A 21,952-nucleotide genomic window follows, 5' to 3' on the forward strand; every position below is an offset into this window, starting at 1 on the left:
CTCCGTACACACCCAAGGAGACCGACATGCTGGACATCGCCGAAGAGCTGCACCGGTGGGTCGAGCAGGGACGCACCTTCGCCGTCGCCACCGTGGTCGCGGTCGGCGGCAGCGCGCCCCGGCAGCCGGGAGCCGCACTCGCCGTCGACAGCGACGGCACGGCGATCGGATCGGTCTCCGGCGGGTGTGTGGAGGGCGCGGTCTACGACCTGTGTGTCCAGGCCCTCGAGGACGGGAAGACCGTCGTCGAGCGCTTCGGCTACAGCGACGAGGACGCCTTCGCGGTCGGTCTGACCTGCGGCGGCATCATCGACATCCTCGTCACCCCGGTCCGCGGCGGGGTCTTCCCCGCCGCGCTGGCCGCCGCCGTCTCGGGGGAGGCGGCGGCCCTCGCCCGGATCGTCTCGGGCCCCGACGAACTGATGGGACGGGCCCTCCTCGTCCGTCCCGACGGCTCGTACGAGGGGAAGCTCGGCGGCCACCCCGAGCTGGACCGCACCGCGGCCGCCGAGGCCCGGGCCATGCTCGACGCGGGCCGCACCGGCACCGTGGAGATCGGCGAGGACGGCAGTCGCTGCGGACAGCCGCTGACCCTCATCGTCGAGTCCTCCGTCCCCGCCCCCCGCATGATCGTCTTCGGTGCCATCGACTTCGCCGCCGCCCTCGTCCGGGTCGGCAAGTTCCTCGGCTACCACGTCACCGTCTGCGACGCGCGGCCCGTCTTCGCTACGCCGGCCCGCTTCCCCGAGGCCGACGAGATCGTCGTCGACTGGCCCCATCGCTACCTGGAGTCGACCGAGGTCGACGGCCGGACCGTCCTCTGCGTCCTCACGCACGACGCCAAGTTCGACGTGCCCCTCCTCCAGGCCGCCCTGAAGCTTCCCGTCGCCTACATCGGCGCGATGGGCTCCCGCCGCACCCACGAGGACCGCAACGAGCGGCTCCGCGGGGTCGGCGTCACCGAACTCGAACTCGCCCGCCTGCGCTCCCCGATAGGCCTCGACCTCGGCGCGCGGACGCCCGAGGAGACCGCCCTGTCGATCGGCGCCGAGATCGTCGCCAACCGCCGCGGCGGCAGCGGCGTCTCCCTCACGGGCGCCCACACCCCGATCCACCACGAGGGGCCCCGCGAGCCGGACGGACGCATAGGGTCCGTCGCGTAGTTCCGCTCCCCCCAAGCCCCGGACCGGATGCAGGTCCGGGGCTTCGGCATGCCCGGTCACCATCGAGGAGCCCTCCCCGGATCTATCTCGATGCTTAATGCAAGTCAAAAGAAAAGTCGCGTCGGATGCCTTGACCCTGGTACGGACCACCCGTCAGCATCTGCTGCGGAGTGCGCGCTCCTTTTCCCCAATCCCCCCTCGTACCCGAGGAGATCGAGCCATGCCCGCTGTCGGCACCCGCCTCGCGCCACCCCCACGTCCGGGCCCCCGCGCCACCGCCGCCACCCTCGTCACCGCGCTCCTCGCCGGTCTGCTCGCGCTCGTCGCCGCGCCCCCGGCCGCGGCCGCCCCCGTCCTGCTCTCGCAGGGCAGGCCCGCCACCGCCTCCAGTCAGGAGAACGGCGGCACCCCCGCGAGCGCCGCCGTCGACGGCGACCCGGGGACCCGCTGGTCGAGCGCCTTCGCCGATCCGCAGTGGATCCAGGTGGACCTGGGCGCCCCGGCCGCGCTCAGCAGGGTCGACCTGCGCTGGGAGACCGCCTACGGCAAGGCGTACCGCATCGAGCTCTCCGGCAACGGCACCGACTGGACGACCGCCTACAGCACCGCGAACGGCCCCGGCGGCAACGAGTCGCTGCCCGTCACCGGCACCGCCCGCTACGTCCGTGTGTACGGCACCACCCGGGCCACCGGCTGGGGCTACTCCCTCTGGGAGTTCCAGGTGTACGGCACCGCCGACGGCGGTCCGGCGCTGCCCGGCGGCGGCGACCTCGGGCCCGACGTGCACGTCTTCGACCCGTCCACGCCCGGCATCCAGGCCAAGCTCGACGAGGTCTTCGCCCAGCAGGAGTCGGCCCAGTTCGGCAGCGGCCGCCACGCCTTCCTCTTCAAGCCCGGCACCTACAACGGCCTCAACGCCCAGATCGGCTTCTACACCCAGATCGCCGGCCTCGGACTGCGCCCCGACGACACCACCGTCAACGGCGACGTCACCGTCGACGCGGGCTGGTTCAACGGCAACGCCACCCAGAACTTCTGGCGCGGCGCCGAGGGGCTCGCCCTCAACCCGGTGAACGGCACCGACCGCTGGGCCGTCGCCCAGGCCTCCTCCTTCCGTCGCATGCACGTCAAGGGCGGACTCAACCTCGCCCCCGACGGCTACGGCTGGGCCAGCGGCGGCTACATCGCCGACTCGAAGATCGACGGACAGATCGGCAACTACTCGCAGCAGCAGTGGTACACCCGCGACAGCTCGATCGGCGGCTGGTCCAACTCCGTCTGGAACCAGGTCTTCTCCGGCACCGAGGGCGCACCCGCGCAGGCCTTCCCCGAGCCGAAGTACACCACCCTCGACACCACCCCGATCTCCCGCGAGAAGCCGTACCTGATCTGGGAGGACAACCAGTACAAGGTCTTCGCCCCGGCCAGGCGGACCGACGCCCGCGGCACCACCTGGGCGAACGGCGCCCCGCAGGGCGAGAGGATCCCGCTCGGCCGGTTCTACGTCGTCAAGCCCGGCACCACCGCCGCCACCATCAACCAGGCGCTCGACCAGGGCCTGCACCTGCTGTTCACGCCCGGCGTCTACCACGTCGACCGGACGATCACCGTGAACCGCGCGGGCACGATCGTCCTCGGCCTCGGCCTGGCCACGATCGTCCCGGACAACGGTGTCACCGCGATGCGCGTCGCCGACGTCGACGGCGTCCGCCTCGCCGGCTTCCTCGTCGACGCCGGAACCGTCAACTCGCCCACCCTCCTGGAGGTCGGACCGCAGAACGCCTCCGCCGACCACTCCGCCGACCCCACCACCGTCCAGGACGTGTACTTCCGCGTCGGCGGCGCCGGCGCCGGAAGGGCGACCACCGCCATGGTGGTCAACAGCGACGACACGATCGTCGACCACACCTGGGTCTGGCGCGCCGACCACGGCGAGGGAGTCGGCTGGGAGACCAACCGCGCCGACTACGGCGTCCGCGTGTACGGCGACGACGTCCTCGCCACCGGACTCTTCGTCGAGCACTTCAACAAGTACGACGTCGAGTGGTTCGGCGAGCGCGGCCGCACGATCTTCTTCCAGAACGAGAAGGCGTACGACGCCCCGAACCAGGCCGCCGTCCAGGACGGCCCCTACAAGGGCTACGCCGCCTACCGCGTCGACGACTCCGTGACCACCCACGAGGGCTGGGGGCTCGGCAGCTACTGCTACTACAACGTGGACCCGACGATCCGTCAGGACCACGGTTTCCGGGCCCCGGTGAAGCCCGGCGTCAGGTTCCACGACCTGCTCGTGGTCTCGCTCGGCGGCAACGGTCAGTACGAGCACGTCATCAACGGCATCGGCGCCCCGACCTCGGGCACCTCCACCGTGCCGTCCACGGTGGTCTCGTACCCCTGATCCCCGCGGGGTGAGGCGGAGGGCGGCGCGCGCTCAGTGCGCCGCCCTCTCCCGTACGGTCGACGCCCACGCCGGCTGCTCCTCGGCCGGCTCCGCCTCGGCGCGCCGGCCGCCCCGGGCGAAGAAGTCCGCGAGCGGCAGGATCGCCGCGCCGACCGTCACCGCGTCCGGGCCCAGGGTGCCCATGGCGATGCCGACCCGCGCCGCCGGGTACGTCAGGGCGTACTCGGCGGCGTACCCCTTCACCGTCTCCAGGAACCGGGCGCCGAGCTGGAGGCCCGCCCAGCCGCCGACGAGGATGCGCTCGGGCTGGAAGAGGTTGATCAGGTCGCCGAAGCCGGCGCCGAGGTACTCGGCGGTCTCCTCCAGGACCGCGACCGCCGTCGCGTCGGGCTCCGTGTCCGCGTCGGCAGGGTAGGCGGCCGCCAGCATCGAGGTGAGGGCCGTCTCCTCGTCCGCGCCCGCCGGCGCCCGTCCGCCCGCCTCGCGCCAGCGTTCGAGCAGGGCCTCGGCGCCCGCGTACGCCTCCAGGCAGCCCCGGGCGCCGCAGCGGCAGCGGCGCCCCCGGACCCGTACCGTCAGATGACCCCATTCGAGCGCCCGGCCGGGCCCCATCGGGTCGGTGACCACGCAGGCGCCGACGCCCGAGCCGAAGAGGACGACCACGGCGCTGCGCGCGCCCCTGCCGGCGCCGAACCACATCTCGGCCTGGCCGAGGGTCTTGGCGCCGTTGTCGATCCAGTAGGGCACCGAGGCCGGCAGGTCCACGCTCTCGCGGAGCAGCCGCTCCAGCGGGACCGCGTCCCAGCCGATGGTCTGGCCGTGCACGACCGCGCCCTCCTCGGCCGTACGGGCGACGATGCCGGGGACGCCGACGCCGACGCCGAGCAGGCGTTCGGCGGGGACGCCCGCGGTCCTGAGCACCTCCGCGATGCCCGCCCGCACGTGCTCGACGACGACCCCGACCTCGTACCGCTCATGGGGGTTCGGCCGGTCGACCGCCAAGGGGCGCTCGGTGCGGGCGAGTTCGGTGAGGGTGAGGTCGAACAGCTCGATCCGGACGCGGGTCTCGCCGACGTCCACGCCGATCATGCAGCCGCTGCCGGGCGTGATCCGCAGCAGCGTGCGGGGGCGGCCGCCGGCCGAGTCGACGCTGCCGGCCTCCTCCACGAGGCCCTCCGCCACGAGCTCCGCGACCACGTTGCTGACGGAGCCGGAGCTCAGTCCGGTGGCGGGGCCGAGGGAGAAGCGGCTCATGGGTCCGTCGAAGTACAGGCGCTGGAGGACGGCGGTGCGGTTCTCGCGTCGCAGGTCACGCACGGTGCGGCCGTTCCGCATGGTCACTTGGGCCCCCAGGTGAAGTAGTCGTGACCGCAAGATACCGCTGCCGGGACCCTTGACGCGACCTTCTCTTGAGGTTTAACTCACGTCCTGAAATAAGCCGGGGAGAGGCCGTCCGCGCCTTCACCTCCTGAACGCGGGACGCACCCACGGACCCCGCCCTCCCCAGCTCCCCGCCACTCCCCGAAAGGGCCATGAGGAGCCATGCGCACAATCAGAGCCGCGGCCGCCGGTGCCGTCACCCTCTCCCTCGTCCTCACCGCCGCAGCGTGCGGAGGCGGCTCCTCGGCCGACGGCTCCGGCTCCGGCGGCGGCAAGACCCTCACCTACTGGGCCTCCAACCAGGGCGCGAGCCTGGAGGTCGACAAGAAGGTCCTCCAGCCCGAACTCGACCGGTTCGAGAAGGAGACCGGCATCAAGGTCAAGCTGGAGGTCATCCCCTGGTCCGACCTGCTCAACCGGATCCTCACCGCCGCCACCTCCGGCCAGGGCCCCGACGTCCTCAACATCGGCAACACCTGGAGCGCCTCCCTCCAGTCCACCGGTGCCCTGCTGCCCTGGGACGCCGAGAACTTCGCGGCCATCGGCGGCAAGGACCGCTTCGTCGACTCCGCGCTCGGCTCCACCGGCGCCACCGGCCAGGACCCGGCCGCCGTCCCGCTCTACTCCATGGCCTACGCGCTCTACTACAACAAGAAGATGTTCAAGGACGCCGGCATAGCCAAGCCGCCGGCCACCTGGGACGAGCTGATCGCCGACGGCAAGAAGCTCAGCAAGGACGGCAAGTCCGCCATCGGCGTCGAGGGCGGCAGCCTCGCCAACAACATCCACCAGGTCTTCGTCATGGGCAAGCAGCACGGCGCCGACTTCTTCACCCCCGACGGCAAGGCCGACTTCACCTCCGACGGCGCCGTCGCCGCCGTCAAGCAGTACGTCGACCTCATGGCCGCCCACAAGATCGTCGCCCCCGGCAACGCCGAGTACGCCCAGAACCAGTCCCTCGCCGACTTCGCCAAGGACCGCACCGCCATGGTCCTCTGGCAGACCCCCGGCACCACCTTCCAGGCCCAGGGCATGAGCCCCGACGCGTGGGGCGTCGCCCCCGCGCCCGTCCCCTCCGGCACCCCCGGACAGGGCACGCAGATCAACTCCATGGTCGCCGGCATCAACCTCGCCGTCTTCAAGAACACCGGGAACAAGGACGGCGCCCTCAAGTTCGTGAAGTTCATGACCGGCGACCAGGAGCAGAAGACGCTCAACAGCGCCTACGGCTCCATCCCCCCGGTCAAGGCCGCCCAGCAGGACCCCGCCTTCGACAACCCCACCGTCACGGTCCTCAAGCAGACCCTCGCGACCAGCGCCGCCGCCCTGCCGCAGGTCCCCGAGGAGTCCCAGTTCGAGACCGTCGTCGGCACCGCCGTCAAGGAGCTCTTCGCCGACGCCGCCGCCGGACGCCCCGTCACCACCGAGTCCGTGCGGGCCAAGCTCGACAAGGCCCAGCAGCAGATGCCCAAGAAGTGAGCCCGGACGCCACCATGACCACCACCGCCATCGAGAAGCCCCACGGGCGGACCGGGCAGCGGCACACCCCCGGGGCGGCCCCGCGCAGGCGCCGCCCCGGGCGGCTCCGGGCCCGCGGACTGCCCTACCTGCTGCTCCTCCCGGCCCTCCTCCTCGAACTCCTCGTGCACCTCGTGCCGATGCTCATCGGCATCGTCATGAGCTTCAAGGAGCTCACCCAGTTCTTCATCCGCGACTGGACCGCCGCCCCCTGGACCGGACTCGGCAACTACGCCGTCTCGGTCGACTTCGACGCCCCCGTCGGCGAGGCGCTCCTGAAGTCGTTCCTCACGACCTGCCTCTTCACCGTCTGCTCCGTCGGCCTGTGCTGGCTCCTCGGCGCCTCGGCCGCCGTCTTCATGCAGGAGACCTTCCGCGGCCGCGGCTTCCTGCGCGCGCTCTTCCTCGTCCCGTACGCCCTGCCGGTCTACGCGGCCGTCATCACCTGGGCGTTCATGTTCCAGCGGGACAACGGCCTGGTGAACCACGTCCTCCACGACCAGCTCGGCATCGGCGACAGCCCCGCCTTCTGGCTCATCGGCGACAACGCCTTCGTCACCCTGCTCGTCGTCTCCGTCTGGAAGGGCTGGCCCTTCGCCTTCCTCGTCCTGATGGCCGGACTCCAGAACATCCCGAGGGAGATCTACGAGGCCGCCGCCCTCGACGGCGCCGGCATGTGGAGGCAGATCCGCCACATCACCCTGCCGTCCCTGCAGCCGGTCAACCAGGTCCTCGTGCTCGTGCTGTTCCTGTGGACGTTCAACGACTTCAACACCCCCTTCGTGCTCTTCGGCAAGGCCGCCCCCGAAGCCGCCGACCTGATCTCCCTGCACATCTACCAGTCCTCGTTCCAGACCTGGAACTTCGGCACGGGCTCGGCGATGTCGGTGCTGCTCCTGCTGTTCCTGCTCGTCGTCACGGGCGCCTACCTGCTGCTCACGACCCGGGGAAGGAGGACCGGCGATGCCTCGTGACCACCGGCCCCGCTCACCCATGGCCGCCCCCCGCTCCTTCCTCTGGAGCCGCCGGATCTTCCTCACCCTCCTCACCGGCTTCGTCCTGCTGCCGGTGTACGTGATGGTCTCCAGCTCCCTCAAACCCCTCGCGGACGTCTCGGGGAAGTTCCAGTGGATCCCCTCCGGGCTCACCCTCCGCCCGTACGTCGACATCTGGCAGACCGTCCCGCTCGCCGACTACTTCGTGAACTCCCTGGTCGTCGCGGGCACGGCCACCGTCTGCTCCCTCGTCGTCGCGGTCTTCGCCGCCTACGCCGTCAGTCGCTACGCCTTCCGCGGCAAGCGCGTCTTCACCGTGACGGTGCTCTCCACCCAGATGTTCCCCGGCATCCTCTTCCTGCTGCCGCTCTTCCTCCTGTACGTCAACATCGGCAACGCCACCGGCATCGCGCTCTTCGGCTCGCGCGGCGGTCTGATCCTCACCTATCTGACCTTCTCGCTGCCGTTCTCCATCTGGATGCTCATCGGCTACTTCGACGCCGTCCCCCGCGACCTCGACGAGGCCGCCGAGGTCGACGGCTGCGGCCCGCTCGGCGCCCTCTTCCGGGTCGTCGTCCCCGCCGCGATCCCCGGCATCGTCGCCGTCGGCGTCTACGCCTTCATGACCGCCTGGGGCGAGGTCCTCTTCGCCTCCGTCATGACCACCGACACCACCCGCACCCTCGCCGTCGGCCTCCAGGGCTACGCCACCCAGAACGACGTCTACTGGAACCAGGTGATGGCCGCCTCCCTCGTGGTGAGCGTCCCCGTCGTCGCCGGGTTCCTGCTCCTCCAGCGCTACCTCGTCACCGGCCTCACCGCGGGCGCGGTCAAGTGACGACCCCCCGGCCCGAAAGGACTTCCGTGTCTGCACCGCTCGACCTCGCCGCCTTCCCCCCGTCCTTCGCCTGGGGCACCGCCACCTCCGCGTACCAGATCGAGGGAGCCGTCGCCGAGGACGGCCGCGCCCCCTCCATCTGGGACACGTTCTCCCGCGTCCCCGGCGCGATCGACAACGGCGACCACGGCGACACCGCCTGCGACCACTACCACCGCTGGCCCGAGGACGTCGCCCTCATGAAGGGCCTCGGCACCGACGCGTACCGGCTCTCCGTCGCCTGGCCCCGCGTCGTCCCCGGCGGCGACGGGCCCGTCAACAAGGCCGGGCTGGACTTCTACGACCGGCTCGTCGACGGCCTCCTCGACGCCGGGATCACCCCCTCCGTCACCCTCTACCACTGGGACCTTCCGCAGGCCCTCCAGGACCGGGGCGGCTGGACCGTCCGCGACACCGCCGAACACCTCGCCGCGTACGCCGGCGTCGTCGCCGAGCGCCTCGGCGACCGCGTCACCCAGTGGGCCACCCTCAACGAACCCCTCTGCTCCGCCTGGATCGGCCACCTGGAGGGCCGGATGGCGCCGGGCCTCACCGACCTCACGGCCGCCGTCCGCGCCTCGTACCACCTGCTCCTCGGCCACGGCCTCGCCACCGCCGCCGTCCGCGCCGCCGTACCCGGCGCCCAGGTCGGCCTCGTCACCAACCACTCCACCGTCGCCCCCGCGAGCAGCCGCCCCGAGGACGTCGCGGCCGCCGCCCGCATGGACGGCCACACCAACCGCTGGTGGCTCGACCCGGTCCACGGCCGTGGCTTCCCCGCCGACATGCGCGAGCTGTACGGCGTCGAACTCCCGGAACTTCCCGGTGACCTGGAGCTGATCTCGGCCCCGCTCGACTGGCACGGCCTCAACTACTACTTCCCCGTCACCGTCGCCGACGACCCGGCCGGCCCCGTCCCGTACGCCCGCGAAGTCCGCCTCCCCGACGTGCCCCGCACCGGCATGGACTGGCAGATCGACGCGGGCGGCCTGGAGGCCTTCCTGCTGCGGCTCACCGAGGACTACGGCGTGCGCAGGCTGTACGTCACCGAGAACGGCTCGGCCTTCCCCGACACCGCGGGACCCGACGGCGAGGTCCACGACCCCGAGCGCACCCGCTACCTGGAGGAGCACCTCGCCGCCTGTGCCCGCGCCCTGCGCAGGGGCGCCCCGCTCGCCGGGTACTACGCCTGGTCCCTGCTCGACAACTTCGAGTGGGCCTACGGCTACGACAAGCGCTTCGGGCTCGTCCACGTCGACTACGCGACCCAGCGCCGCACCGTGAAGACGAGCGGCCGGCGGTACGCGGAGCTGGTCGCCGCCCACCGCGCGCTGCACGCCGCCCGGTAGCGCCCGGAGGCGGGCGCGGGGGATCGGTCCGCACTTCCGGTCTCCCGGCCGTCCCCGCCCGCCCACGCCCGGCCCCGTCCCTCCAGGGACGGCGCCGGGCGTGCGTGCGTTCGGGGGTGTCTCAGGCCTTGCGCAGGCCGCTGAGCAGCAGCTCCGCCAGCTGTTCGTACGCCTCGGCGTCGGCGAGACCCGTCGCCGCGGCCACCTGGCGCCGCTGGATGCGGACCATCACCGAGGAGATGACGTCGGCCGCGAAGGTCACGTGCACCTCGCGGAACACACCGGCCCGCACGCCCTCCTCGATGAGCTGCTGGACCCGGCCCGCCGCCGCGCGCGTGTTCCGCTCGTACACCTCGGCCGCCGGCTCGAAGGCCGCCACGTCGTCGAAGAACGCCGGCGAGACGGGCGCCAGCTCCGCCGAGACCGCCCGCAGATAGGCCGCGAGCCGCTCGGCAGGGTCCGACGCCGCCGCGAGGACCGCCTCGACCCGGGCCGTGGCCCGCCGGAAGAAGTGCACGACCGCCGCCCGGACCAGCTGCTCCTTGCTGCCGGCCAGGCCGTACAGGGTCCGCTTCGAGCAGCGCAGCCGCGCGGCGAGGTCGTCGAGCGTCAGCCGGGCGAAGCCCTCCCCGACGAGGAGGGCGACGAGCTCCTCGAACAGGGCGGAGCGGCGCGCCGCTCCGCGGCCCGTCAGCTTGGGGGCGTCGGCGGAGGTCTCGATCACCCCGCCAGTATTCCAGGCCGACGTTCCGGGGGGTTACGTCGGCACCCTTCTGCGCTACTCTCAGCGGTACTGCAGTACCTTCCCCAGTACCACTTTGCGCGCCGCTGGAGTCGCCATGGATGTCGACCGCCTGCTTCCCACCCCCGAGGCAGCGGACCTCATCGCCCTCACCCGGGAGATCGCCGACAAGGAGCTCTCTCCTCGGGTGGACGAGCACGAGGCCGCCGAGACCTATCCCGAAGGGCTCTTCGCCACCCTCGGCGAGGCCGGGCTCCTCGGCCTCCCGTACCCGGAGGAGTTCGGCGGCGGAGGCCAGCCCTACGAGGTGTACCTCCAGGTCCTGGAGGAGCTCGCCGCGCGCTGGGCCGCCGTCGCCGTCGCCACCAGCGTCCACACGCTCGCCAGCCACCCCCTCCACACCTTCGGCACCGCCGAGCAGAAGGAACGCTGGCTGCCCGCGATCCTCGAAGGCCGGACCATCGGCGGCTACAGCCTCTCCGAGCCGCAGGCCGGCTCCGACGCCGCCGCCCTCACCTGCAAGGCCGAGCGCCAGGACGACGGCAGCGGGTACCGGATCACCGGCACCAAGGCCTGGATCACCCACGGCGGCAAGGCCGACTTCTACGCCCTCTTCGCCCGCACCGCCCCCGGCAGCCACGGCATCTCCTGCTTCCTCGCCCCCGGCGCCACCGAGGGCCTGAGCTTCGGCGTCCCCGAGCGCAAGATGGGCCTCCAGGCGGTGCCGACGACCGCCGCGTACTGGGACGGCGCGCTCGTCGAGGAGGACCGCCGCATCGGCGACGAGGGCCAGGGCCTCCAGATAGCCTTCAGCGCCCTCGACAGCGGGCGCCTCGGCATCGCCGCCTGCGCCACCGGGCTCGCCCAGGCCGCGCTCGACGCCGCCGTGGCGTACGCCAACGAGCGCACCACCTTCGGCCGCCGGATCATCGACCACCAGGGCCTCGGCTTCCTCCTCGCCGACATGGCCGCCGCCGTCGACGCGGCCCGCGCCACCTACCTGGACGCGGCCCGCCGCCGCGACCTCGGCCGGCCCTTCAGCCGCCAGGCCAGCGCGGCGAAGCTCATCGCCACGGACACGGCGATGAAGGTCACGACGGACGCCGTCCAGGTCTTCGGCGGGTACGGCTACACGCGGGACTTCCCGGTCGAGCGCTACATGCGCGAGGCGAAGATCATGCAGATCTTCGAGGGCACGAACCAGATCCAGCGGCTGGTCATCAGCCGGGGCCTCGCCCGCGCGTAGCGGCTGCCGCCGCGAGGACGGCGGTCGCCGTCAGGGCGGCCTGGAGCGACCAGGCCGCCAGCGGACCGGCGGCCGCGGCGCCGAGCGCGAAGCCGGTGATCTTGAGGCTGGCGCCGGTGGTGAAGATCTGCCCGCGCAGGTGCTCCGGGGACTCCCGGTGCCGGACCGCGAACAGGGCGGTGAGCTGGGGGCCCTCGCCGAGGCCCGAGACGAGGAAGGCCGCCACCACCGCCGCGGGCCTGCCGGTCAGGGCGAGGGCGGGCGCCGCGGCCTGGACCAGCGCCCCGACCCGTACGAGCGCGTCGGGGGAGAGGGCGAGCGGGAACCGCGCGAGCAGGGCGTTCGCCACGAGGGCGGAGACCGCCGCACAGGAGAGCAGCACCGCCCCGCGCCCGGCCCCGCCGAACACCCGCTCGCCGAGGAGCGGGACGCAGGCGGTCAGCATGCCCTGGGCGACACAGGAGACGACCGAGGTCCGGGTGGCCCGGGCGAGCCTCCGGTTCGCCCGGACGGCCCGGATCCCGGAGGCGAGGACGGGGACCAGGGAGGACGGTCGTAGGCGCGGGGCCCGCTCGGCGCGTACGGCCAGGGCCGGGGTGCGGGCGGCGCGTACGCCTCGGGCCGGGGTCGCGCGTACGCCTCGGGCTTCGGGCGCGCGTCCGTCCCCGGTCCGTTCCCGTCTCGCCCGCACGGGCAGCGGCCACGCCGCCGGGGCCGCCCCCGCGATCAGCGTCGCCGCGAGCAGTACGGCCGTCGGCGCCCCCAGGGTCTCCGACGTGCCGCCCGCCAGGGCCGGGCCCAGGAGGGCTGCCGTGCCGAAGGTCAGCGTGTCCAGGGCGTTCGCCCGGGGGAGGCGGTCGGACGCCGTCACCCGGGGCAGTTGGGCCGACCAGCCTCCCGAGAGGGCCGGGCCGAGGAGGCCCGTGAGGACCGCCGTCGCCACCGTCACCGCGAAGGGCAGCCGGCCGAGGCCCACGAGGACGAGCGTCAGGCCCGTCGCGTACAGGACGAGCGCTCCGGCGAGCAGGCGGCCCGGTCGCACGGCGCCGTCCAGGAGCGCCCCGAGCACGGGGCCGCCGAGCGCTGCGGAGACGCTGACGCCCGCGAGCAGGGCCGAGGCCTCGGCGGTGGACCCGGCGAGCGCGAACCCGGCGAGGAGCAGCGCCGGTCCGGCCGTCTCGTCCCCGACGCGGGCCGCCAGAGCTCCGGCCAGGCAGGTGCCGGTCGTGGCATGTCGCTTCACTGGCAGGACGGTACGGACGTAACTCAAAACTCCGCAAGATGCGTTACATTCCGGGGGTGCCCGCCACCGAGGACGACTGGTCCACCCGCCATTCCGTGCTGACGACGGCCCGCCGCACCGCCGCCCTCGTCAACGTGCTCGCCGACGAACGCCCGGACCCGGACGACGTCGCCGCCGTGCTCGTCGCGTACGGGGAGACCGCCCCCGTCGGCCTCCGTCCCGAGGACGTGGACGAGATGCGCGTGTCCGCCGCCCTCCTGCGGGAGGTCTTCGCCGCCGCGACCGCCGACGAGGCCGCCGCCCTCCTCAACCGGCTCCTGAGCGGGCACACCGGGCCGCTCCGGCTGACCTCGCACGCCGGCACCGCCCCCTGGCACGCACACGTCGACCGGGACGACGACGCTCCCTGGGCCGAGTGGCTGCTCGCCTCGTCCTGCCTGGCGCTCGCCGTCCTCGTCTGGGACCGGCAGCGGCCGCCGGGACGGACCTGCGCCTCGGGCAGCTGCCGGAACGTCTTCATCGCGCAGGGCAGCGGCCCGGAGCGCCGCTACTGCTCCCGCCGCTGCGCCACCCGCGAGCGGGTCGCCGCCCACCGGGAGCGGCAGTCAGGCGGCTCCGTGGAGGACCCCGTGTGAGCCCGCCTTCCGGAGGAGCGCGGCGATCTCCGTCAGGCCGTGGCGTTCGGCGTGGTGGAGGGCCGTGCGGCCGTACGGGTCGGGGAGCTCGGGGTCGGCGCCCGCCGCGAGGAGCAGGGCCACGACCTTCCGGTGCGCGGCGCCCCCGTCGCCGAGGATCACGGCCTCCAGGAGCGCGGTCCAGCCGAGCCGGTTGACGTGGTCGACGTCGATCGCGGTCTCGTCGAGGACGGCCCGAACGTAGGGCACATGACCGCGTTCCGCGGCGGGGATGAGTGCGGTGCCGCCGTACCGGTCGGTCAGCCTCAGGTCGGGGCCCGCCGGGAGCAGGGCCCGCATCATGGCGACGCTGCCGGTGACGCCGGTGACCAGCCAAGGGCTGTCGGACCGGTCGTCCTGGGCGTTCGGGTCGGCGCCCGCGGCGAGCAGCGCCCGCGCGGCGGGGACGTGGTCGCGCAGCGCGGCCCGCAGCAGCGGGGTGCGGCGGTGCCGGTCCCGGACGTCGACGCGGGCACCCGCGTCGAGGGCCGCGCGGACGGCGACGGTGTCACCGAGCGCGGCGGCCGCCAGAAGGGTGTGATCGAGCGTGTTCACGGCGGGTTTCCTCGTACGCGGGCGCCTGCCCTGGGCCTACTTGCCGAGTGTGGCGACGCCGGCCTGGGCGAACTTCTCGTCGAGGTCGCCGGACGGGGCGCCGGCGACGCCGATGCCCGCGATCGGGGCGGCCTTGGCGGTGACGGGGGCGCCACCGGCGAGGAAGAGGGTGCCGGGGATGTCCTTCAGGGTCGGGGCGTTGGCGAGACGGCCCGCGAGGACGGAGGTCGGGGCGTTCCAGGAGACGGCGGTGTACGCCTTCTTCACGGCCGACTCGTAGGACTGCGGGCCGGCACCGTCGCCGCGCAGGGTGACGATCGTGTTGCCGTTGCGGTCCACGACCGCGACCGACACGCGCTGGTTCTCCTGCTCGGCGGCGTCGAGCGTCGCCTTCGCCGCCTTCGTCGCGGCCTCGATCGTCAGGTGGGTGGAGCGCGTCGTGTTCTTGTTCTTGGCGTCGACCTTGGCGGCGGCCGGCGCGGCCGCCGTCTCCTCGCCGGTGGCGCTCGCGGAGTAGGCCCCGAAGCCGCCGAGGGCGAGGGCGGCGACGATCGCGCCACCGGTCACGACACGGGTGCGCGAGTTGGCCTTCTTCACGTGCTTCATGGGATCTGCTCCAAGTGAACTCGGGGAACCGCGGGGGCCGTCGGGAAGCCGCGGCCCGCTCTGTTCCTCATCCTGGTGCCGTACCCTGCCGCCGGCCGTCGGCGTCCCGGCTGCACCCGGCGCCCGCATCGGTGGACCCCGGGGTCATCCGATCGGTTGACCCGGGACTTCCCCTCCCCACCGCGCGGCCAGTTCGGCGAAGGCCCCGGCCGCCGCACTGCGGTAGCCGGCCGCGCGCCGCAGGAGGGCGACGGAGCGGGACGGCAGCGCGGGGGAGAGGGGCACCGGGCTCAGCCAGGGATGGTCCAGGGTGACGGCTTCGGGCAGGACGGTCGCGAGCGCGGTGCGCCGGACGATCTCGGTGAGCGCGGTCACCGAATTGGCCTCCACCGCGATCGCCGGCCGGACGCGGTGCTCGGAGACGTACGTGTCGATGTGCAGCCTGGTGGCGAAGTCCCGGCTCAGCAACGCAAGCTGATGGTCGTTCAGCTCCCCGGCCCGCACCGGTTCCGTCCGGCCCGCGAAGGGGTGGCCGGGGCCCACGACGAGGCCGAGGGTCTCGGTGAACAGCTCCATGGCCTCGACGCCCGGGAGGTGCTCGCCGTGGAAGGCGATGCCGAGGTCGAGCCGGTCGGCGAGGAGGTCGGCCTCGATGCGCTCCTGGGGCAGCTCCCGCACGTCCACGGTGATCCCCGGATGCCGGGTGTGGAAGCCGGCGACCAGGGGGCCGGTGAGGTACATGGTGAAGGTGGGGGTGACCGCGAGCCGGAGGTGGCCCCGGGACAGGTCGTGCACGTCGAGCACCGCCCGCTCGCCCGCCGCCAGGTCCCGCAGCGCCCGCCGGGCGTAGCGCGCGTAGGCCTCCCCGGCGTCCGTGAGGCGCACGGTGCGGCCGGTGCGGTCCAGGAGCTGCGCCCCGAGCGCCTTCTCCAGCTGCTTGATCTGCTGGGACAGCGTCGGCTGGGAGATGTGGAGCTCCTCGGCGGCGCGGGTGAAGTTCGCGTGCTCGGCGACGGCGAGCAGATAGCGGAGATGGCGGAGTTCCGGCTGCATGCGGTCGACTATAGATCGCATCTATGGCAGAGATCGATGATGGGTCTTGGACGCTATGGCTGCCGGTCGTGCACGGTGAGGACATGCCTCACTTCGCCGAGGGAATCGCCCGCTTCCAGCGGGAGGTCTTCCCTGCCAAGGCCGGCCTCTTCGCCCGCCTGGCCTCAGATCACCGGCCCGGCACGCTGTTCATCGGCTGCTCGGACGCCCGGGTCGTACCGGAACTGATCACCCAGACGGATCCGGGCGAGCTCTTCGTGATCCGCACCGCCGGCAACCTCGTCCCCGCCCACACCCCGGGCGGCGACGGAGTCACCGCCGCCGTGGAGTACGCCGTCACCGTCCTCGGCGTGCGGGACGTCGTCGTCTGCGGGCACTCCGCCTGCGGCGCGATGACCGCGCTCGCCGAGGGCCACGACCTGAGCGCCGCGCCCGCCGTCGCCGCCTGGCTGCGGCACGCCGACGCCTCCCTCGCCCGCGCCGCCGCCGGCGGCACGGCCGCCGGGACCGTCGACGTGGCCGCCCTGGTCCGCGAGAACGTCGCCGCGCAGCTGGCGAACTTGGCCACCCACCCCTCGGTGGCCCGCGCGCTGGCAGCGGGCGAGGTACGGCTGCACGGCTGGGTCTTCGACATCGCCGACGGCACCGTCGAGGAACTCCCCGCCACCGCGAGCCCCGTGCTCGCCGCCTGACCCCGTCGGCCCCTCAAGAAAGCCCCTCAAGAAAGCCCCTCGAGAAAGAAGGACGTACCCCTCATGGTGCACTCCCAGTTCGACCCCACCGCCCGCCGCGCCCTCGCGATCGCCGCCGTCGACGCCAAGACCCGCAAGGACCTGAGCTGGCAGCAGATCGCGGACGCCTCCGGCCTCTCCGTCGCCTTCACCACCGCCGCCGTCCTCGGTCAGCACGCCCTGCCGGCGGATTCCGCCCGGGCCGTCGCCGAGCTCCTCGGCCTCGACGAGGACGCGGTCCGTCTTCTCCGGACGATCCCCACCCGCGGTTCCCTCGACGGCGCCGTTCCCACCGACCCGACCATCTACCGCTTCTACGAGATGCTCCAGGTCTACGGCACCACGCTGAAGGAGCTCGTGCACGAGCAGTTCGGCGACGGCATCATCTCCGCGATCAACTTCAAGCTGGACGTGAAGAAGGTCGCCGACCCCGAGGGCGGCGAGCGCGCCGTCATCACCCTGGACGGCAAGTACCTTCCGACCAAGCCCTTCTGACGAGAGGTCAGACCGCCTCTGCGGCCCGGCCCTCCTCGGCGCCGAGGAGGGTCAGGGAATCGGCCCACAGGGCGTCGAGGCGGCCCGGGTCGTCGTACAGCTTGGCGAAGAGGACCCGGCCCTCCAGCTGGGCGACCAGCGCCCGCGCCGCCGCACCCGTGTCGGCGACCGTCACCTCGTCGCGCGCGCGGGCCTCGGCGACGGTCCGCGCCACCAGTTCGACCTGCTCGTCGAAGATCTCCCGCAGCCGCTCGCGGACGCTCTCCGTCGTGGTGCTCAGCTCCAGGGCCAGGTTCCCGAGGAGGCAGCCCGTGACGGCGCCGCAGCTCTCCCGCCCGGCCCGCAACCCGGCCTCCGTGACCTCGTACAGGCGCCGCAGCCGCCGGAGCGGCGGCACGTCCTCGCCGAGCGCGCGCGTCCACTCGGCGCGCTGCCCGGCCCAGTGCTCCTCGACGACGGCGACGGCGAGCTCCTCCTTCGACGCGAAGAAGTAGTAGAAGCTGCCCTTCGGCACCCCCGCCGCCGCGCAGATCTCGGCCACGCCCAGGGCGGAGTAGCCGCGCGACAGCATCAGCGTCCTCGCGGCGGTCAGGATGCGCTCCCGCGCGTCACTCGTTCGCCCCATGGCGAGAGTGTACGACCGGTCGACTACTTCCTCCCCGGCCCTCGCTCGGCCTCCGCTTCCGGGGGCGCCGCACACGGTTCTATGGTGGGCGGCGCAGATCGCGCGGACCGCGCGGTCCTGACGCGGGCACGCGCCCGATCCGGCGGCCAACCCGGCGGCAGGGTCGCACCCGCACGACACGAACGAGGAGTTCCATGGACATCGCCGGCTCCGCCGCTCTCGTCACCGGCGCCGCTTCCGGCCTCGGCGCCGCCACCGCCGCCGCGCTCGCCGCCCGTGGCGCCACCGTCTACGGCCTGGACCTGGACAAGGCCGTGGCCGCCGCAGGGCCGCTGCCCGAGGGCGTCCGGCTGCTCGCCGCGGACGTCACCGACGAGGACCAGGTCCGCGAGGCGCTCGCCGCGATCGACGCCGACGGCGCCGAGCTGCGGCTCGCGGTCAACTGCGCGGGCATCGCCCCCTCCGCCCGCATCCTGGGCCGCAAGGGACCGCACGACCTCGACCTGTTCCGTGCGGTGCTCAACGTCAACCTGCTCGGCACCTTCAACGTGATGCGGCTCGCCGCCGAGGCCATCGCCCGCCACGACGCCGACGAGCACGGGCAGCGGGGCCTCGTCGTCAACACCGCCTCCATCGCCGCCTTCGAGGGCCAGGTCGGGCAGATCGCGTACGCCGCGTCCAAGGCGGGCGTCGCCGGCATGACCGTCACCGCCGCGCGCGACCTCGCGCAGTTCGGCATCCGGGTCGTCACCATCGCCCCCGGCATCGTCGACACCCCGATGATGGCCGGCTTCGGAGAGGACGTCCGGGCCGGTCTCGCCGCCAGCGTCACCTTCCCGCAGCGCCTCGCGCGCCCGGAGGAGTACGCCCGACTCGTCACGATGATCGCCGAGCACGACTACCTCAACGGCGAGACGATCCGCATGGACGGCGCCCTCCGGATGAGCGCCCGCTGAGCCTCCGTACCCCCACTGCAGCACTCGGTGCCGGATTCTTCCGGCACCGAGTGCCGTAAGGGCCCGTCCGGGTGTTAGGTTCGGGCCATGGGAACAGCGTCGTCGAACACCACGAAGCCCGCGATGCGGGACTCCCTCATCGCCGCGGCCTTCCAGCTCTTCCTGGAGCGGGGCTACGAGCAGACCACCGTCGACGACATCGTCACCCTCGCGGGCGTCGGCCGGCGATCCTTCTTCCGGTACTTCCCGTCGAAGGAGGACGTGGTCTTCCCCGACCACGAGCAGTGCCTCGCCGACATGACCCGCTTCCTCGCCGCGAGCGCCGACTCCGACGACCCGGTCGTCCGCGTCTGCGACGCCGCCCGGCTCGTCATGCGGATGTACGCCGAGAACCCCACCTTCTCCGTGCAGCGCTACCGGCTCACCCGCGAGGTGGCCGGTCTCCGCACGTACGAGCTCTCGGTGGTCTGGCGGTACGAGAAGACCCTCGGCGACTACCTGCGCACCCGCTGGGCCGACCGCAGGGACGGCACCCTGCGTGCCAACGTCGTCGCGGCGGCCGTGGTCGCCGCCCACAACCACGCCCTGCGGCACTGGCTGCGCTCGGGCGGCGAGGGCGACGCGCTGGCGGAGGTCGACGGCGCCCTGGAGTTCGTGCGGTCCACCTGGACCGCAGGCGGCCAGGCGACGGACGCCCCGGCCGAGGAGACCGAGGACGTGGTCGTGGTGATCACCAAGCGGTCCACCCCCATGTGGCGCGTGGTGCGCGAGGTGGAGTCGAGCCTCGGTGAGGGCTGAGAGGACCGCGGCGGGCATCCTCACGGACCTTAGGGATCTCAGTATCTCTAATTGAGGGAACTCAGGTCTTTATTTGATGGCACTCAGTGCCATATCTTGTCTCCATGCACGGTCGAGCCGCCGAGTGCAAGGAGAAGGCATCGTGTTCCACACGGGTATGAGGAGCGGGACCGCCGTCCAGGCCGACGAGTCGGCCCCCGATTCCGAGCTGTACTTCCAGCGCTGCCGCTGGTGCCACACCACCACCTTCCAGCGCCTGCTCTGTCCGACCTGCGGGTCGACCGAACTCGCACCCGAACTCAGCGGCGGCGAGGGCGTGATATCCGTACGGCGCGGGGTCGCCGCGGCCGACGCCGACCTCTGGCCCGTCCACATGGCGGAGGGCTTCGTCGTCCGCTGCAGGGTCGACGGACCGCTGCACGCGGTGCGCCCCGGGGTCCGGGTGAAGCTCTCCGGCAACGGGTCCTCCGGGCGCAGGCCGGTCGTCCGGCTCTGCGAGGAGGTCCCGCTCGACGGCTGGTACTGAACGGGAACGACGAGAAGGGGCGGGTGGCACTCTGTGCCACCCGCCCCTTCTCGTCGTTCCACGGGATCAGCGGGCGGGGCGGGTGGCGGACAGCGCCACCCGCCCCTTCCTGCTCCGTCCGAGGATCAGCGCGCGCCGATCTCGTCCGTCAGCTGCGGCAGCACCTCGAAGAGGTCGCCGACCACGCCGTAGTCGACCAGGTCGAAGATCGGGGCCTCGGGGTCCTTGTTGACCGCGACGATCGTCTTCGAGGTCTGCATGCCGGCCCGGTGCTGGATGGCGCCGGAGATGCCCGCCGCCACGTACAGCTGCGGCGAGACCTGCTTGCCGGTCTGGCCGACCTGGTTGGAGTGCGGGTACCAGCCGGCGTCCACGGCGGCGCGGGAGGCGCCGACGGCCGCGCCGAGCGAGTCGGCCAGCTTCTCGACGACCGCGAAGCCCTCGGCCGCGCCGACGCCGCGGCCGCCGGAGACCACGATCGCGGACTCGGTCAGCTCGGGGCGGCCGGTGGAGACGCGCGGGGTGCGCGAGACGACCTTGGCGGCGTTGCCGGTGAAGGCGACGGTGACGTTCTCGACGGCGCCGGCGGCCGGAGCGGCCTCCGGGGCGGCGGAGTTCGGCTTGACGGTGATGACCGGGACGCCGTGCGAGACCGTGGACTTCACCTGGTACGAGGCGGCGAAGACGGACTGCGTGGCGACGGGGCCCTTGTCGCCGGCCTCCAGCTCCACGGCGTCGGTGATCAGACCGGAGCCGAGCCGGAGCGCGACGCGGGCCGCGATCTCCTTGCCCTCGCCGGAGGAGGTCACCAGGACGGCGGCCGCCCCCTTCTCCTTGGCGAGCTGGGTGAGCGCGTCGACCTTCGGGACGACGAGCTGCTCGGTGAACTCGGCGCCGTCCGCGACGTACACGGTGGCGGCGCCGTACTCGCCGGCCGTGGCGGCGATCGAGGCCGCGGCCTCGCCGGCGCCGAGGACGACCGCCGAGGGCTCGCCGATGCGGCGGGCCAGGGTCAGCAGTTCGAGGGCCGGCTTGCGGACCGCACCGTCGGCGTGGTCCACGAGAACCAGGATCTCAGCCATGATTCCTTGCTCCTGAGGTGGGGTGACGGTGGATCAGATGAACTTCTGGGAGGCGAGGAAGGCGGCGAGCTGCTTGCCGCCGTCGCCCTCGTCCGTGACGATCGTGCCCTGCGTACGGGCCGGGCGGGCGGCCACGGCGTCGACCAGGGTCCAGGAACCGGCGAGGCCGACCTCGTCGGCGTCGATCCCCAGGTCGTCCAGGTCCAGCTCCTCGACCGGCTTCTTCTTGGCGGCCATGATCCCCTTGAAGGAGGGGTAACGGGCCTCGCCGGACTGGTCGGTGACCGAGACGACGGCCGGCAGCGGGGCCTCCAGGAGCTCGGTCGCGGCGTCGCCGTCGCGGCGGCCCTTCACGAGACCGTCCTCGACGGAGAGCTCCGAGAGCAGGGTGACCTGCGGGAGGCTCAGGCGCTCGGCGAGCAGCGCGGGCAGGACGCCCATCGTGCCGTCGGTCGAGGCCATGCCGCAGACGACCAGGTCGAAGCCGGTCTTCTCCAGGGCCTTGGCCAGGATCGCGGAGGTGGCGATCACGTCGGAACCGTGGATGTCGTCGTCGTTGACGTGGACGGCCTTGTCGGCGCCCATCGACAGCGCCTTGCGCAGCGCGTCCTTGGCGTCGTCCGGGCCGACCGTCACGACGGTCACCTCGGCGTCGTCGGACTCCTCCGAGATGCGCAGGGCCTGCTCGACCGCGTACTCGTCGAGTTCCGAGAGCAGCCCGTCGACGGCCTCGCGGTCGGTCGTCAGGTCGTCGGCGAAACCGCGGTCGCCGGTCGCGTCGGGGACGTACTTCACACAGACAGCGATCTTCAGGGTCACGGCCTGTCTCCTTTCGAGAGGCTGGTGGTTACGGGAGGTTGCGGGCCATGACGATGCGCTGGACCTGGTTGGTGCCCTCGTAGATCTGGGTGATCTTGGCGTCGCGCATCATGCGCTC

23 protein-coding genes are annotated in these 21,952 nt (G+C 72.7%); 13 read left to right on the forward strand and 10 right to left on the reverse strand.

Going from position 1 to position 21,952, the window contains the following annotated elements:
- Positions 1-26 precede the first annotated feature (26 nt).
- A complete protein-coding gene (locus tag ACFYX3_RS40690) occupies positions 27-1,163 on the forward strand; it encodes an XdhC family protein (protein ID WP_389025014.1) in 1,137 nt (378 codons plus the stop codon).
- A 220-nt stretch (positions 1,164-1,383) separates the two neighbouring features.
- A complete protein-coding gene (locus tag ACFYX3_RS40695) occupies positions 1,384-3,561 on the forward strand; it encodes a discoidin domain-containing protein (protein ID WP_389025016.1) in 2,178 nt (725 codons plus the stop codon).
- Positions 3,562-3,594: 33 nt separating this feature from the next.
- Here the strand turns inward: ACFYX3_RS40695 and ACFYX3_RS40700 are convergent, their stop codons facing one another.
- Complete coding sequence (locus tag ACFYX3_RS40700; protein WP_382659140.1) at positions 3,595-4,905, reverse strand: ROK family protein; 1,311 nt, start codon at positions 4,903-4,905, stop codon at positions 3,595-3,597.
- A 201-nt stretch (positions 4,906-5,106) separates the two neighbouring features.
- Between ACFYX3_RS40700 and ACFYX3_RS40705 the strand changes: the two genes are divergently transcribed.
- Genes ACFYX3_RS40705 through ACFYX3_RS40720 form a run of 4 tightly spaced genes read left to right on the forward strand, consistent with a single transcriptional unit; the run spans position 5,107 to position 9,683 of the window.
- Positions 5,107-6,423 (forward strand): extracellular solute-binding protein, encoded by a 1,317-nt coding sequence (locus ACFYX3_RS40705; protein WP_389025018.1) that lies wholly within the window; start codon positions 5,107-5,109, stop codon positions 6,421-6,423.
- Positions 6,424-6,437: 14 nt separating this feature from the next.
- Positions 6,438-7,436: a carbohydrate ABC transporter permease gene (locus tag ACFYX3_RS40710; protein WP_389025021.1), complete on the forward strand. Its 999-nt coding sequence runs from the start codon at positions 6,438-6,440 to the stop codon at positions 7,434-7,436.
- Positions 7,437-7,455: 19 nt separating this feature from the next.
- Entirely contained in the window at positions 7,456-8,295 is an 840-nt protein-coding gene (locus tag ACFYX3_RS40715) for a carbohydrate ABC transporter permease (RefSeq protein WP_382659569.1), read from the forward strand.
- Positions 8,296-8,321: 26 nt separating this feature from the next.
- On the forward strand, positions 8,322-9,683 hold the full coding sequence (locus tag ACFYX3_RS40720; protein ID WP_389025023.1) for a GH1 family beta-glucosidase: 1,362 nt from the start codon (positions 8,322-8,324) through the stop codon (positions 9,681-9,683).
- 121 nt (positions 9,684-9,804) lie between these two features.
- Here ACFYX3_RS40720 and ACFYX3_RS40725 read toward each other — a convergent pair whose 3' ends face one another.
- On the reverse strand, positions 9,805-10,407 hold the full coding sequence (locus tag ACFYX3_RS40725) for a TetR/AcrR family transcriptional regulator (protein ID WP_116158201.1): 603 nt from the start codon (positions 10,405-10,407) through the stop codon (positions 9,805-9,807).
- Between the two features lie 115 nt (positions 10,408-10,522).
- Between ACFYX3_RS40725 and ACFYX3_RS40730 the strand changes: the two genes are divergently transcribed.
- Positions 10,523-11,671 (forward strand): acyl-CoA dehydrogenase family protein, encoded by a 1,149-nt coding sequence (locus ACFYX3_RS40730; protein WP_389025026.1) that lies wholly within the window; start codon positions 10,523-10,525, stop codon positions 11,669-11,671.
- Here the strand turns inward: ACFYX3_RS40730 and ACFYX3_RS40735 are convergent.
- Positions 11,646-12,914, reverse strand: a complete 1,269-nt coding sequence (locus ACFYX3_RS40735) for an MFS transporter (protein ID WP_389025028.1) — start codon at positions 12,912-12,914, stop codon at positions 11,646-11,648. The two genes, ACFYX3_RS40730 and ACFYX3_RS40735, sit on opposite strands and share 26 nt — an antisense overlap.
- Positions 12,915-12,952: 38 nt before the next feature.
- Here ACFYX3_RS40735 and ACFYX3_RS40740 point away from each other — a divergent pair, with 38 nt between their 5' ends.
- The gene (locus ACFYX3_RS40740) at positions 12,953-13,549 is read left to right on the forward strand and encodes a CGNR zinc finger domain-containing protein (RefSeq protein ID WP_389025030.1); all 597 of its coding nucleotides are present in this window, start codon (positions 12,953-12,955) and stop codon (positions 13,547-13,549) included.
- Here ACFYX3_RS40740 and ACFYX3_RS40745 read toward each other — a convergent pair.
- The 3 genes from ACFYX3_RS40745 to cynR all read right to left on the reverse strand — a co-directional run bounded on the left by ACFYX3_RS40745 (position 13,520) and on the right by cynR (position 15,802).
- Complete coding sequence (locus tag ACFYX3_RS40745) at positions 13,520-14,143, reverse strand: ankyrin repeat domain-containing protein (protein ID WP_389025032.1); 624 nt, start codon at positions 14,141-14,143, stop codon at positions 13,520-13,522. The genes ACFYX3_RS40740 and ACFYX3_RS40745 overlap by 30 nt on opposite strands.
- A 36-nt stretch (positions 14,144-14,179) precedes the next feature.
- Positions 14,180-14,740, reverse strand: a complete 561-nt coding sequence (locus tag ACFYX3_RS40750; protein WP_389025045.1) for a heme-binding protein — start codon at positions 14,738-14,740, stop codon at positions 14,180-14,182.
- A 153-nt stretch (positions 14,741-14,893) separates the two neighbouring features.
- Positions 14,894-15,802, reverse strand: coding sequence for a transcriptional regulator CynR (gene cynR, locus ACFYX3_RS40755; RefSeq protein ID WP_389025035.1), 909 nt, complete (start codon positions 15,800-15,802; stop codon positions 14,894-14,896).
- An 83-nt stretch (positions 15,803-15,885) separates the two neighbouring features.
- Between cynR and ACFYX3_RS40760 the strand changes: the two genes are divergently transcribed.
- On the forward strand, positions 15,886-16,494 hold the full coding sequence (locus ACFYX3_RS40760; RefSeq protein WP_389025037.1) for a carbonic anhydrase: 609 nt from the start codon (positions 15,886-15,888) through the stop codon (positions 16,492-16,494).
- Between the two features lie 63 nt (positions 16,495-16,557).
- Positions 16,558-17,028 (forward strand): cyanase, encoded by a 471-nt coding sequence (cynS, locus tag ACFYX3_RS40765; protein WP_116158195.1) that lies wholly within the window; start codon positions 16,558-16,560, stop codon positions 17,026-17,028.
- A gap of 7 nt (positions 17,029-17,035) precedes the next feature.
- Here the strand turns inward: cynS and ACFYX3_RS40770 are convergent, their stop codons facing one another.
- Positions 17,036-17,653 (reverse strand): TetR/AcrR family transcriptional regulator, encoded by a 618-nt coding sequence (locus ACFYX3_RS40770; protein ID WP_389025039.1) that lies wholly within the window; start codon positions 17,651-17,653, stop codon positions 17,036-17,038.
- 194 nt (positions 17,654-17,847) lie between these two features.
- Here ACFYX3_RS40770 and ACFYX3_RS40775 point away from each other — a divergent pair, with 194 nt between their 5' ends.
- From ACFYX3_RS40775 to ACFYX3_RS40785, 3 genes are all read left to right on the forward strand, one after another.
- Positions 17,848-18,609, forward strand: coding sequence for an SDR family NAD(P)-dependent oxidoreductase (locus ACFYX3_RS40775; RefSeq protein WP_116158193.1), 762 nt, complete (start codon positions 17,848-17,850; stop codon positions 18,607-18,609).
- A gap of 87 nt (positions 18,610-18,696) precedes the next feature.
- Complete coding sequence (locus ACFYX3_RS40780; protein WP_385666884.1) at positions 18,697-19,407, forward strand: TetR family transcriptional regulator; 711 nt, start codon at positions 18,697-18,699, stop codon at positions 19,405-19,407.
- 142 nt (positions 19,408-19,549) lie between these two features.
- Complete coding sequence (locus tag ACFYX3_RS40785; protein WP_352024361.1) at positions 19,550-19,933, forward strand: zinc ribbon domain-containing protein; 384 nt, start codon at positions 19,550-19,552, stop codon at positions 19,931-19,933.
- A 125-nt stretch (positions 19,934-20,058) separates the two neighbouring features.
- Here the strand turns inward: ACFYX3_RS40785 and ACFYX3_RS40790 are convergent, their stop codons facing one another.
- The 3 genes from ACFYX3_RS40790 to ACFYX3_RS40800 all read right to left on the reverse strand — a co-directional run.
- Positions 20,059-21,015, reverse strand: coding sequence for an electron transfer flavoprotein subunit alpha/FixB family protein (locus ACFYX3_RS40790; protein ID WP_389025042.1), 957 nt, complete (start codon positions 21,013-21,015; stop codon positions 20,059-20,061).
- Positions 21,016-21,048: 33 nt separating this feature from the next.
- On the reverse strand, positions 21,049-21,834 hold the full coding sequence (locus ACFYX3_RS40795) for an electron transfer flavoprotein subunit beta/FixA family protein (protein WP_116158189.1): 786 nt from the start codon (positions 21,832-21,834) through the stop codon (positions 21,049-21,051).
- 28 nt (positions 21,835-21,862) lie between these two features.
- On the reverse strand, positions 21,863-21,952 hold a 90-nt coding region (locus ACFYX3_RS40800; protein WP_144385854.1), incomplete at its 5' end, for an acyl-CoA dehydrogenase family protein.

The organism is Streptomyces sp. NPDC002463 (genome assembly GCF_042889835.1).
Lineage (GTDB): Bacteria > Actinomycetota > Actinomycetes > Streptomycetales > Streptomycetaceae > Streptomyces > Streptomyces nymphaeiformis.

What these genes read in the sequence shown, in the direction of transcription:
- ACFYX3_RS40690 (WP_389025014.1), top strand. Translation starts at nt 27, where the DNA reads ATGCTGGACATCGCCGAAGAGCTGCACCGGTGGGTCGAGCAGGGACGC.
- ACFYX3_RS40695 (WP_389025016.1), top strand. Translation starts at nt 1,384, where the DNA reads ATGCCCGCTGTCGGCACCCGCCTCGCGCCACCCCCACGTCCGGGCCCC.
- ACFYX3_RS40705 (WP_389025018.1), top strand. Translation starts at nt 5,107, where the DNA reads ATGCGCACAATCAGAGCCGCGGCCGCCGGTGCCGTCACCCTCTCCCTC.
- ACFYX3_RS40710 (WP_389025021.1), top strand. Translation starts at nt 6,438, where the DNA reads ATGACCACCACCGCCATCGAGAAGCCCCACGGGCGGACCGGGCAGCGG.
- ACFYX3_RS40715 (WP_382659569.1), top strand. Translation starts at nt 7,456, where the DNA reads ATGGCCGCCCCCCGCTCCTTCCTCTGGAGCCGCCGGATCTTCCTCACC.
- ACFYX3_RS40730 (WP_389025026.1), top strand. Translation starts at nt 10,523, where the DNA reads ATGGATGTCGACCGCCTGCTTCCCACCCCCGAGGCAGCGGACCTCATC.
- ACFYX3_RS40740 (WP_389025030.1), top strand. Translation starts at nt 12,953, where the DNA reads ATGCGTTACATTCCGGGGGTGCCCGCCACCGAGGACGACTGGTCCACC.
- cynR (WP_389025035.1), bottom strand. Translation starts at nt 15,802, where the DNA reads ATGCAGCCGGAACTCCGCCATCTCCGCTATCTGCTCGCCGTCGCCGAG.
- ACFYX3_RS40760 (WP_389025037.1), top strand. Translation starts at nt 15,886, where the DNA reads ATGCCTCACTTCGCCGAGGGAATCGCCCGCTTCCAGCGGGAGGTCTTC.
- cynS (WP_116158195.1), top strand. Translation starts at nt 16,558, where the DNA reads ATGGTGCACTCCCAGTTCGACCCCACCGCCCGCCGCGCCCTCGCGATC.
- ACFYX3_RS40770 (WP_389025039.1), bottom strand. Translation starts at nt 17,653, where the DNA reads ATGGGGCGAACGAGTGACGCGCGGGAGCGCATCCTGACCGCCGCGAGG.
- ACFYX3_RS40775 (WP_116158193.1), top strand. Translation starts at nt 17,848, where the DNA reads ATGGACATCGCCGGCTCCGCCGCTCTCGTCACCGGCGCCGCTTCCGGC.
- ACFYX3_RS40780 (WP_385666884.1), top strand. Translation starts at nt 18,697, where the DNA reads ATGGGAACAGCGTCGTCGAACACCACGAAGCCCGCGATGCGGGACTCC.
- ACFYX3_RS40790 (WP_389025042.1), bottom strand. Translation starts at nt 21,015, where the DNA reads ATGGCTGAGATCCTGGTTCTCGTGGACCACGCCGACGGTGCGGTCCGC.